11 protein-coding genes are annotated in these 12,295 nt (G+C 40.1%); 3 read left to right on the top strand and 8 right to left on the bottom strand.

Annotated elements, in window-relative coordinates; all coding sequences use genetic code 11:
* Positions 1-191: 191 nt before the first annotated feature.
* Together U859_RS0104350 and U859_RS0104345 are read right to left on the bottom strand one after the other, a co-directional pair.
* Positions 192-1,394 (bottom strand): ParA family protein, encoded by a 1,203-nt coding sequence (locus U859_RS0104350; RefSeq protein WP_162799855.1) that lies wholly within the window; start codon positions 1,392-1,394, stop codon positions 192-194.
* Between the two features lie 10 nt (positions 1,395-1,404).
* Positions 1,405-2,022, bottom strand: a complete 618-nt coding sequence (locus U859_RS0104345; RefSeq protein ID WP_162799854.1) for a hypothetical protein — start codon at positions 2,020-2,022, stop codon at positions 1,405-1,407.
* Between the two features lie 177 nt (positions 2,023-2,199).
* Here U859_RS0104345 and U859_RS31550 point away from each other — a divergent pair, with 177 nt between their 5' ends.
* The 3 genes from U859_RS31550 (at position 2,200) to U859_RS0104330 (ending at position 4,302) form a co-directional block, all read left to right on the top strand.
* Positions 2,200-2,376, top strand: coding sequence for a YegP family protein (locus U859_RS31550; protein ID WP_084153017.1), 177 nt, complete (start codon positions 2,200-2,202; stop codon positions 2,374-2,376).
* A gap of 597 nt (positions 2,377-2,973) precedes the next feature.
* Positions 2,974-3,252: a helix-turn-helix domain-containing protein gene (locus tag U859_RS0104335; RefSeq protein WP_025142201.1), complete on the top strand. Its 279-nt coding sequence runs from the start codon at positions 2,974-2,976 to the stop codon at positions 3,250-3,252.
* 405 nt (positions 3,253-3,657) lie between these two features.
* Positions 3,658-4,302: a DUF6266 family protein gene (locus tag U859_RS0104330; RefSeq protein WP_025142200.1), complete on the top strand. Its 645-nt coding sequence runs from the start codon at positions 3,658-3,660 to the stop codon at positions 4,300-4,302.
* Between the two features lie 72 nt (positions 4,303-4,374).
* On the opposite strand, the gene U859_RS0104325 is transcribed toward U859_RS0104330, so the two are convergent.
* From U859_RS0104325 to U859_RS0104300, 6 genes are all read right to left on the bottom strand, one after another.
* On the bottom strand, positions 4,375-4,581 hold the full coding sequence (locus tag U859_RS0104325) for a hypothetical protein (protein WP_025142199.1): 207 nt from the start codon (positions 4,579-4,581) through the stop codon (positions 4,375-4,377).
* A gap of 541 nt (positions 4,582-5,122) precedes the next feature.
* Complete coding sequence (locus tag U859_RS30900; RefSeq protein WP_025142198.1) at positions 5,123-5,833, bottom strand: OmpA family protein; 711 nt, start codon at positions 5,831-5,833, stop codon at positions 5,123-5,125.
* An 11-nt stretch (positions 5,834-5,844) separates the two neighbouring features.
* A complete protein-coding gene (locus U859_RS0104315; protein WP_025142197.1) occupies positions 5,845-6,498 on the bottom strand; it encodes a TerD family protein in 654 nt (217 codons plus the stop codon).
* A 4-nt stretch (positions 6,499-6,502) separates the two neighbouring features.
* Entirely contained in the window at positions 6,503-7,069 is a 567-nt protein-coding gene (locus U859_RS0104310) for a TerD family protein (protein WP_025142196.1), read from the bottom strand.
* 27 nt (positions 7,070-7,096) lie between these two features.
* Positions 7,097-8,380 carry a hypothetical protein gene (locus U859_RS0104305; RefSeq protein WP_025142195.1) on the bottom strand — a complete coding sequence of 428 codons (1,284 nt, stop codon included), beginning with the start codon at positions 8,378-8,380 and terminating at the stop codon, positions 7,097-7,099.
* 2 nt (positions 8,381-8,382) lie between these two features.
* Positions 8,383-12,291: a hypothetical protein gene (locus U859_RS0104300; RefSeq protein ID WP_025142194.1), complete on the bottom strand. Its 3,909-nt coding sequence runs from the start codon at positions 12,289-12,291 to the stop codon at positions 8,383-8,385.
* Positions 12,292-12,295 lie beyond the last annotated feature (4 nt).

Below are 12,295 nucleotides of genomic sequence, written 5' to 3'. Positions count from 1 at the left end.
AAAATGAGTCATATTCAATCGATTCCATGTAATATTCTCTCCCTATTTCTCGCCGCCTTAAAAACAAAAACGCCAGCAGTTATACGTAACTACTGGCGGAAGGAGTGGTTACGACGATAAAAAAATCACTCGTCTAGCGTGATTAAAATTATTATTAAAACGTCAAGACTTTACCACTCTAAGTAATTCGCTTAGTTTATAATTGAATTTTTTATATTATATTTAATAAGCACGTCAACATTCGCCCGCCTTAGGCTGTCAAGTTTTTCCAGACGATCCTGTAACCTACGCAATCTATCCTTAGTATTTTCATCCTCTATAGAAGTTTTTGGAATAATAAAATCCCTCAAAATAAAAGGAATAAATACTGTCACAATCCCAAGAAGCACCAGTAATAATTGTTCATTATTTATCTTTTGCTTGAAAAAACTTCTAGTCATTCCATCATCTGTAACATTCCAAATAACAAAAAACAATGAAAAGGCCGCGGACAAGAACATAGAAAGTGTTAACCATCTTTTACGGATCTGTTTCCTTTCTTCTGACTTAATAATCTTAAAAAGAAGCTTCATTTCACGATTAGCATCGTCATATTGTATTTCGATAGGTTCACGCAACAGTGCAGATCGACTATTTAACCAGTTATTTACTTCGTCTTCTATTTCTATTCCAATAAACGAACGTAAAGTTTGAATTATTGCCAGAGTGAATTCATTTCCAGACTCGAGATTCAAAGCTAATCTACGTCGTGCATAAGATTTCACGACTTCCGCATCCCATGGAATTGGGGAAAGATATTTTGCTACTTCTAAAAAATCGCTGAATGACTGAACAAAGTCTGGAAGCATTTTATTCAACAAGACCCAGGTTCTATCATAAGTTAGATCATCGCGAAAAATACCTTTTAACCTTTCTATACCCGCTGCTGACAATGGATCATATTCGCTTACAATTATGACCTGATCTGAAACGCCTCGTTTCATACAGAATCCTGCAAAACTATCAGAACCAGCCTGAGCGTCAAGAAAGATAAAGTCATAATTTCCAGAATGGTCACGAAGAATTTGTTTTAAACCTTCTCGAAATTTAGCGATTTCGCATTCTTCAGTATTTTGAAAAGAAAATGTTGACGGAATTAAATCAATTCCACTCTCAAGAGAAACAATTTCAGCATAGTTTTTGAGAATGCTAATTTCAAAACTCCCTTTAGGTTCCCTTTTCTCCGAACGGGCCAGCTCTGCTTGGACCATGACCTCTTTCAGATACATCAAAGTCAAGCCGTTCGTTGAGGCATCTGTATCAACCATAAGAACTTTCTTACCCAAAGCACAAAGAAAAGACGCAAAGGTAGAAGTTAAGACAGTTTTACCAGAACCACCTTTTGCACTTGCCATGCAGATTATTTTAGCCATTTTGACCTCCTATCCATTCCTGAGCATTCTCACGATTTTCTTTAATTTCAACCTTAGCCATTTCTGCAATTCCCTTACCGCCTAGCTGGTTCATGATTTCAAAATAAGTATTTGTGATCTGTTGTGAGTTGTCTGGGAACATTTCAGCTAGAGAAATTAAACCAGTAATCTGAGTTCTAAGCTCCATCAATCTGTACTGCCTTTGTGTAATTGACTCGATTTGACGGGTAAAAAAACCTCCATCTCCACATGGATCTGTAGTATATCCAATGTAAGCGGATCGGAATGTCATCATCAAGCTTTGATTTTGGTCTGTAATACTAAATAACAAACTCTGGATTTTTGATTGATGCTCTGCTTTTAAATTCGCGGTGGCAGCTTCTTGCACAGCTCCCTCGGCTTCAATTTTGATATTAGTATCCTTTAAAGCTAATGGAAATGCATCATCAATATTGTTAAAAATAAGCTTGACGGAACCATCGAGGCATCGATGTTTTCTAGTTTTTGACCATGGCCAATTAAATATCATTTTGAGAGTAATTAAAGTAGGGATAAATAAATATCTTGATTGAAGAACATCACGAAAATGATAAAAATTTGAGTAATTCAAAAATATTTTTTGATCTACATAAATATTTTATCCTAATTCTCTCTGAGGTAGTCAGATGTGAGCGTCATATACCTTTAACTTTATACCAAATGGATAAAATTTCGACAATTATCTAGTATATTTAATTATGAGCCAAATGATTATATTATTAGTTATCTCAATTAATAAATTCTTATAATGTGTAAAGATGCCGTTGGCAATTATACCTTTAATCTAAAAGCGGCCAATGGCGAAATCATCGGTCGAAGCGAGAACTATACTACCGCCGCAAACAGGGAAAATGGCATTGATGCCATTAAACGTAATGCCCCCAATGCCTCATTGAAGATATCTCTTAAGAAAAAGGCCGTTTAACAAAAACTGATTTGTTAAACCGCTATAAATGAATATATCACCATTAAAAAACGAGCCGATCCTGTTGTTGAAAAAATAAATCTTTTGTAACCTTTAGCTTAACATACTTTCCAAAACTTCCTTTCGTTATACAAGATATACAGCGTCGCTTATTTTGCTGTTTAATTACTAATTAAACTTACATTGATGGAAAAACGAAATCAAGTTTTTATCCCATCCCTAACAGTTAAATCATCCCAATTTGTGCATGCTCTCCTCGTTGATGCACACTGCCAGCTCCCGCAGAAGGTGTTGTGCATTAGATCTTGTATTGGCCTGATTGGGCTGAGTCGGGGCTATCCATAAGCCCATGCACAACCGCAATTTACACACACCACACACAAAATGATAATTAACCTGAATTAGCTGAGGATTAAATACCAGTTGATTTTTGTTTACCTGCTCAAATCGAATTGTAAATAACCATTTTGATGAGATTTTAGCGATTTCAAAACGATTGGCTTAACCTTCAGCACAGGAACGACTGAAACATTTTTAGAACCTGAATGTCCCTAAAAGTTTAGCAGAATGTTTTCATGTTTTTTAAACACTATACACATGAAAGATTATGAAGCGCTTGTACAGATTTTGTACAATATTTATCTCGTACTCAATAAAGAAAACCGGCCTTTTACGTTTATCGATCTATTTGGCAGCCCCAACGAGCAGCTCACGCGCCAGCAGGTAAAAGATTACCTTAAAATAAGCGAAAGTACTTACAAACGTAAGGTAAAAGATGGCACTTTAAAACCCATAAAATTACCGGGCGGCGACCGTTTTTACCTGAAAGACCTGTTGGCCGCTTATTTAGAAAGCCAAAGAAAAGGACGCATTTAGGTACTGATCCTGTACCTGTTTTTTACGTTTTGCAGGTACCAGGTTAAGCCCATGTTTACCATTTCTGTACCTGTTCTCTACCCTTTGCTTACCTGTTTTTTACCTTTTGTTTACCCCGGCATTACCTGTTGTTTACCAAAAAAGTAATACCGGGGCCTTTTTATGCCTGCGATAGGGTTAGGTGCTACACCAGCTGTATGCTACCATGGGAGTATGTTGTCTATAGCTTGAGTTTTTAAAGGTTCATTTTGGCTCAAGCCTACCCATAAGGGGTTCAATTTGGCCCATTAAAGTCTAAAATAATACATCATGAAAGCCTGTAGCTAAGTTTGGGTATGGATTTAAAATTCCTGATAAAAGGGGAGGGTCCTTAATTAAACATCTTTTCACTTAAAAAAACTGATCATGGCAACGTATTCAAAAGGCGCCAATGGCGCATTCTCAGGTAAAGTAGGCAGTATTGTTGGGAGCAACTGGCGTGGGGTAGATTACCTTAAAAGTCTGCCGAAAAAAAGCAATAAACAAAGTTCCGACCTTCAGCTGGCACAACGGCGCAAATTTGCCCTCGCCCCAATTTACCTCAGCCCAATTAAAGACATTTTAAATATTGGTTTCAAAGATAAACAGCTCAATAAAACCACGGGTTACAACGCTGCGGTAAAGATTTTTTTAAACAATGCCATTGTTGGCGATTACCCTGATTTTACAATCGATTTTTCGCAGATCGTAATCAGTAAAGGTTCACTCTCCGTATTCCATGGTTTAAGTGCTGTTTTACAGGGGACTGATATTGTGCTCAGCTGGCAGGGCATTTCGAACCGTTACAATGCTTTCGACGATGATATGCTGATGGTGGTATTATTTAACGATACCAAAAAAATGTACCTCGTGTACGAAGATGCGCAACGGGCAGCTTTAACCTACACGGCAATTGTAGGTAATACCGCTGCAGGCGATGTGCTTTATGCCTGGGCCTTTGCCATTAAGCGCGAAAACAATGTGGTGTCTAACAGTCAATACCTGGGCAGTTTTACCGTACCCCAGGCTTAACCATTAAACCCTGCCCTAACTGGCGATTATACCCGGTTGGAGCAGGGTTTATTAAATTTTTGCTTTTTCGAGCTATACTTTCCTCACTGCCGTTTTTAATACCGAGAGGAGAAAAAGGATCAGAAATACGACGATCACAGGCGCAAAAACTTCTAACCAGCCTATGCGCCCGAAAATGATTTTGATGATAAAGAGGATGCAGCTAAAAAGCATCCCCAATAAGATTAAGATTTCTTTAAAACCCCTTTGTTTTGTTTTTCTGGTTCTTCTTTTTGCCATTAATTCTTTTTAATAATTAACTCATAACTTGAGTCTGGTTAATCTTTAAGAGTTTTAATATGTTTAGCTTCTTTTTCCTAACGCGATTGCCATCCTGTCCCTATCGTATAGACACGTCTTTTTAAAGGATTATGCTAGCTTGCTTTGATAACAAACAGGTTTTACCGAAGGACGCCGGTCAATCCCAAGTGCAGGGAAATCAAAAAAACAGTTGCGAAATAGAACAACGGGCACTACCAAACCTAAAACGCAGTGGTTTTGTGCACATTTTCCACAAACATTAATCAAGCACTTATAGCACAAAACAAAGTGCCGCTGTTTTTTTGATGTGAGATGGATTTGCGCGAAAGCACATTGCTGGATTGACGAAGCGCTTTGGGTACTTTGGCGCTCCAAAGTACCATGCCCCCGCGGCATAGAGCGGGAAAAAAATGTATTTGCGTCCACACAATAGGATTTTTCATCAGGGCAGGATGATGGCTATGAGTTAAAAATATTCAATGGAAATCCTTTATAATTATATTAATAATCGAACTTAGGTTTATAGCAATGTAATTTCAACACGCCTGTTCCTTTTTCTCCCACTAACAGTATGATTTGAAGCAATCGGATCTTCAATACCTTTTCCTGTGGTACTTATCCTGCTTGCTTCAATATTTAATGCCGTTAAATGATTTTTGAATGCATCGGCCCTTGCCTGCGAGATCTGCTGATTTAGGGCTACCGGACCATCGCTGCTGGCATAACCATCAATATGGATGGATGCAGCAGGGTTTTTGATCAAATAAGCGACAATGCGTTTGATTAAAGCGCTGTTGGTACTGGCAAAAGATGATGAACCCTGAACAAATGTTACAGGCACAGCATGGTTTAATGTTTTGAGTGCTTTTGTTGGTAATTTAGCAGGGGCTGTATCAATACTGGTTTTACTGATCGAATCTTCTTGTTTCGCCGGTGATTTTAATCGTGCTACAGCAGTGGTATCCATACCGCTAACTTTTTCTTTTACTGGTGTAGCAGGTACAACAACCGAAGCCGGATCGGAAGAAACGTTTGAAGCAGGTGTTTTTGCTGCAGGATCTGTTTTGCCTGATGCATAATACCAGATGCCGCCAGCAACAGCCAGTATCCCCAATAAACCGATTAACCAGCCGCTTGATTTGCCAGCGGGTTTTTCAATCTCTCCTTTTGAAAGATCAAATTTTGATGGCTCTTTTTTGGAGCCATCATTTTTATTTAAATCGAATGCCATAATTTTATTTTTTAGGTGTACATATCAACCAAAGTTTGCAAACTGCCCGTATGTGCCCTGCCCATGGCTTCAAACTCCCAGCTTTCGCCAGCACGGAACAAACGCCCAAATTCTACCGCATCTTCGTTGGTATATTGGTCTTTCAGGTCGTAACGCAGTATTTCAGCACCATTGCTTTCATCCACAATCCTGATGTAACAGTCATTTACTTTTCCAAAATTCAGGTCTAATGTTCTCCGGTCTTTTTTATTGTCGTGAGGATATTTACAGATGGTACAGCATATAATAATCTGTTCGATTTTATCGCTGACTTTAGACAAATCGATAAACATATCTTCATCGTCGTCGCCATCACTTCTGCTCCCATCCGGATCATCAATGGCGCCGATAATTGCCCCGTCTTCGGTAAATGGCCTAAAGAGGCCTTTCTCTACTTTATCCTCAATTTTATTACCCATACGGATTTGCCCGTAAAAGGTAAAGTACGAATCAGAAGGGATCTTGAAATCGCCACCAATTGAAAATGCCGAAACATCGAGGTCGAACTCCGGACCGCCGGGTTCTTCATTAGGATCCCAGCCCATTCCTATTTTTACAACGGTTAATCCAGGCGCTGCCTTGGATAGAGAGAACCTGTCTCCCTTATTTAAATTAAAACTGCTCATCTTTTTATTGATATAATTCTATTAATGTATTAAGGCCGCCAGAGAAGGCCTGCCCAAGAGCCTCTACATTCCATGCTCCCCCGTTTCTGGAGATGGAAGCAATCATCAGGGAATCTTCATTGGTAAATTCCTCTTTAAGCAGGTATTGGCATAAAACCGATTTATCGGCATTGTTCCTGATATTGATATAAGAGTTTTGAACGTGGCCAAAATGATGGCCCCTTTCTTCACTCTGATCAATGGTTACGGCGAAATAGAGGAACTCCACTTTCGGATCTATTTTGGATAAATCGATATGGATTACCTCATCATCGCCGTCGCCTTCGCCACCCCTGCTATCGCCCGGGTAATGGGTAGAACCATCAGGGCTTGTGTTGTTGTTATAAAAAACAAAGTATTCATCGGTTAGGAGTTTACCGTTTTCGCCCAGCATAAACACAGAGAGGTCGAGGTCTACCGGGTGCCCGTTTACAACAGCAGTATCCCAGCCCAGGCCTGCAATGAGGTGATTTAAGCCCGGTTCTTCCCCAATCAGGGAAACGGGTTTTCTTTTTTCTATTTGTATAGCCATTTTGTTAAGTTTTAGATTTTATATGCCCTAACTTTTTTTTGGAGGTAAAGGCGGTGGTTTTACAGGATTGTTTTTATTGTTTGGTGTTGCTTTTATTTCGGGTAACCTGGGAATGTTTACCGGTTTTGGAACATCGCTTTGCTTTTTGGGTGGTAACGGCGGAGGCAGTTTTGGTGTTGGAAGGGCTGGCCGCGAGAGTACCGGAGGCGCAGTGGGTACTTTTGCTTTAACGCTGTAACCAGCATTGGCAATGGCCTGAAAAATAGCCAGCATGCTATCTTTAACATCAACAGGTTGCAAGGCGATAACATGATGATACTTTTTAAGCAGTTTATCAGAAAAATACGGGGTGCTGATTTCTTCTGATCCAAGCAGGATCATTACCCCATCGGCCTGTAAATTGTTTGCCCTCAGCAGATCGTCTGTTGCGGCAAAAATCATCCCGTCATTGGCATAATATTGCAGCCTGTCGTTCAGGTTTCTTTCCCTTACATTAAACCAATACCGGTTTCCATCAGATAGTTCGGCTTCGCCTTTAATAATCGGGCTGATGTTTTGGAGTAAAGCAGCGCAAAACGGAAGCAGGAAAGCGATTTCGGTATCTTTATTAACCGACAGATAAGAATTTTGCAGGATGATATATTCTACAATCATATCGGCCAGGATTTTTACCCTGGGGTCGGCACCCTGACCTGGCAGTCTTGCCGATCCAAGCGCTTCGGCCTTACTATTTTTGTAAAGGTTTAAATAAAGTACATCATCAATGCCATTCATGAATAAAATAGCCTTGTTGTTTGATAAAATCTGTTTTTGGGCCAGTATATTAAAAAGGGTATGGTGATATGCAATGCGGTCTAAATTAAAATAGCCAGCCTCCTGAAACAGGTTTTCAATCAGCGATTTCTCATTGTCTTCAATATCATCATCAAATAAAAAGCGCAAAGGAAACTGCTGCCTGTACGATTCGATAGAATCGGATTTGTATAATACGGTGTTTAAAAAGTGTGATAAGTATTGTTCAACACCATAATAAAAGAGCTGTTTAACAGGTTTTTTGTTGCCATATATACTGAAATGTTTCGCCGGATCTTTTACAATTTCGAAATAATTGCCATAAGCGTATGGATCGTTTTTGTAAAAGCGTTCCCTGGCGGCAGCACCAAAAATAAAATCGTTGCCATTTACATAAAAGTATAAGGGAATCTCGTTCGATTCCCTCATTTTTAATGGGGCATAAGGGTTACTGTCTGATTGATACCAGAAAGTAACCGTCCGCTTCGATATTTTTGCCAATACACAGAATCCCATCATTACTATTGTTTTTGAATGCCTTTAAGCAGGTGTTTTTCGAAGAATTTCATCCCTTCCAGAATGATGATTGGCGCTACATAATCGAAATCTTTCTGATCATCGTGTTTCCGCTTTTGTGCTTTGATAAAATCAGGCTCTCCTTTGATGTAATTTTCGATGTTCATATCCTGAAAACCCGCCATAAAATCTGTGGCATTCATTTTTAAACCAAACATGCTGGATGATACCTTGTAAAACAGATCCGCAAAATCCATAAACCTTGGGCAGTGCGGTTTGCCTTCCTGTGGCAAACAGATAAAATGATTGCCAATGTGCTCCAGCATTTCCGGCGTAATGGAATTGGTTGATTCTAAGTATTTAAATTCGCCATTTGGCGTAACCACACAGAAATTGTCTTCGCCCAATATTTCAATGGCCTGTTTGTTGGTCGGCACCAGAATACTGGTGATATTGGTTGGGATGGCCAAACCTTTCGATACTTCGTATTTAACATCGGCATTGTCTGTTCCACGTTGCGAATTGATATCGATTATTTTTAAGGGGCTTGTGGTGATCGGACTAATGGTTTGTTTGGCCACTGCTTCTCCGCCCATTCCCCTGATAAACATCTGCGTATAATAATCATCGGCTGCGGCCGGATTTACCGCGGTAAACCAATCGAATATTCTGGCGCCTTTACCTGCAAATGCAATTTTTATTTTTGGCGGAATGGCTTTAACCGCTGGTGGTGCATCTTCTGATTTTACAATTTCATTCCTCAGTTTATAGGCCAGCTGACCTGCATAAAACATAATCAGGCCGGTAACGTAGAGGTTAATACTCATCATTTCCTTACATTCGGCAGCGATTAAGAGGTAAAAAGTTTCAAAATCCGAAGCTTCTAAACGGTCGACAACCTGTTCGAAATAATAGGGTGCGGTATTTTCGTTAAATTTAGGTGTGCCGGAATTTAAACCCTGGATTGATATTTTTTTCTTTTCGCAGATCCTGAGCAGTACATTTTTAAAGTTGGGCGAAAATTTGGTTGCCTGTGCCACACGTTCGGCTGCAAAACGGATGGAGTTCTGTTTGATCATTGCCTTTCCGCCTTCCATTTGGCACAATGCGGTAATATCTGTTGTACTGCCACCAATGTCGAAACAAAGTACCAGTTCTCCGGGATTAATGGAGTAACCCCCATTTGGGCGCACCAGGTAATTGGCTACAGCACAGGCTTCGGATAAGGATTCTTCGTTACTTAATTTTTTGAAATCGAACCTTACCGGGCCGGTTTCCGTTTTAATATCTACCGCTGTAAGTGTTCTTTTAGCTTCATTGCCCCATCCTGTAGCAACAGCTTCTTGGGCTTGTTCGCCCCAGCCGCTATTGCCCGTTTCTGTTGAACCCCATGCTGGTGTTGTGGATACTGGTGTTGAAGCCTGATTGCCCCAGCCACCAGATTGAGCTCCGGGAGAGCCCCAGCTGCTGTTACCAGATGTATCGCCGATATCAGAAAGATCGGAAGGAGGGAAGGTTTTTAATTTAACCTGGCTTTCAATCGGTGATATTTCTTTAAGCGAATCCCATATCCCCCTGTATTCGCTTAATAATTCTTTACCCATTGAGGAAGGGTACGACCATTTTAAGGTATGTGGCTCATGCCCTTCAATAAACAATTGTGCATATACATGAAGCAGTAAGGTACTTAAATAAGCGGTTTTGTAACTCTTGTCAATCTGTTGGGTAGACCATTTCATGTTGTACACCAGCTCGGCCCTGCCAATGCGGTTATAACCTAAAATGTAGCGGTTGTTTTCTGCATTTTCGATGGGCAGGTTTTTTTCAAAACAGGGGAAACCACCCTTTACGGCCTGGGCCATTAAGGAGTTAACCTGAATGTTGCCATCGTTTACCACCCTTCTCGAATCGTGTATGGTGAGTACAGATTTAATGGAATTGGTGAGGATTTCGTCGTTCTGAAAAAAGAAAATCTCATCTTCCACCGCAGGCCTTTCGTCGTTGTTTTTGCTATCGCTGGCCAGTAATGATACCCTTTTATTGGTGAGTTTCAGGTTTTCGCAAACCTCGTTCCGCTGATCGGAAAAGTAAGCGATAGAAGAATTTGTACTGCCAAAATCGACACCTAAAAAGGCTGGCGACAATGTCCTTGGCGCGTTTAACATATTCACCGGTAAGGCCTGCGTATTGCCTGATCCATCGTAACGGATAATTCCAAAACCACAATCAACCCCTGCATGTGCAAACTTTACGCCTTTAAAGGGTTTATTGCTTTCGTATATCTCGTATTTATATTTATTGTCGGCCACCGCATTATTGGATGCGATATGTAACTGCGCTTTAATGTTGCCATATTTTTCGGGGATTACTGCTGCCCTTCCGTTATTGGCCAGGTATAGAGGAATACCTTTTTCATCCAGTACAATCCTGAAAAAATCGTCGTCTACATTTCCAATAAATGGTGTAGCCTGAAACTTGGCATCGTTATGCGGTATTTCGGAATACAGAAAATAGCGGTTCCATTGTTTGGAAATAAAATTCGGCCACATTAAAATGTCCTTGCCGCTGATCGATTCGGAGGTTACTTTATAAATGACCTCTTTTATAATTTCATTTCCGGTTTCGGTATATAGTTTTAACTGTACAATTAAACGTTCGCCGTCTTTATCAGTGGGGTCATAAATGGCGGTAATCCGAGATTTTACGTTCGATGATTCCGAAATGCCCACCAATGCATCAAGTGTAGCACCAAAAACATTTAGCGCCAATGGTGTTAATGGCAGGGTAAAATAAGCATGGCTGTTCAGCTGTCCTTTGGTTTCGGCAGCCAATAGCAATATGGGTTTAGATTTCAGGAAATTACGGGTTTCCATACCATCCCTGCCAAAATCGATCTGTGCAATTTCGGTAGTATCTGGAAGTAATAAATCTTTCGGATCGAACAGGATACTGCCTTCTTTCGATTCGTTGTAGATAATCCCTTCTGAACCGAATAATGCTGTAGAATAGTTAAAAAGAAGGCTAAAAGGATAGTTGAACAGGGAGCCGACTTCGGGAGCGGTAGATTTATCGAGTTTAGGGTAGCCCTTAGCCTGCTGATAAATAACCATATCATTCATCCAGGCTTGGATACAGGTAGAAATATTGCCATACTCGGGCCTGATCAGTTCTTCTACACCGGCATAATTTAACCTGAACCTTTCAATGTTATCCAGAATGTGTTTGGCGTAACCATGCAGGGTAAAAAGTTCCTGCGGATTAATTTCCGATTGTAAAGGATCGATAAATTTTCCATTCTGTACGTTGATAAAGGGAAATTTCTCCCTGATCTGATAGGATACGGAAGTAAAAACAAAACTATCAGGAGAGGTTCCACCGATCACATTGCCTTTAAATGAAATGACATCAATAAAGGGTATTCTATCTGCATTATTGGCTAAAGATTGATCGCACCATAAAGGTTTCCGCTCAAATAACATATTGCCAAATGCCCCGGTAGGCTCGTATAGGTTTGCAGTTGTATTTAAATGCCCGCCGTCTGAATAAGATAGATGGATTCTATTTGCTTCTATATCTTTATAGTTTAAAGCTATACAACTGATCAATCCCTTCCATTCACTGATCAGGGACTTATAGAACAACATCAAACCTGATGCTTCAGCATCTTTATCGCGGATATTATCTATGGCATTTTTGAATAAATTGGCCCGGGCAAATACAGAAGGTATGCCGGATACAATTGTTCCGATATTAACAGCAGAATTACCGTCCTGATCTACAGCGATTTCGGGGATCAGGATGTTTTTGGTAAATACTTCAAGCTGGGGGATTTTATCCCAGGCAAATTCTACTCCGTTCGGCTCTGTTTTGGGATGAACTTTTATCGCCAGTGCTTTGATTCTTTTATCAGACATAGTG

This window comes from Pedobacter jeongneungensis, from assembly GCF_000633455.1.
Lineage (GTDB): Bacteria > Bacteroidota > Bacteroidia > Sphingobacteriales > Sphingobacteriaceae > Pedobacter > Pedobacter jeongneungensis_A.
Note: the sequence above shows the minus strand (reverse complement) of the source record. Positions and strands in the feature narration are given on the sequence as shown.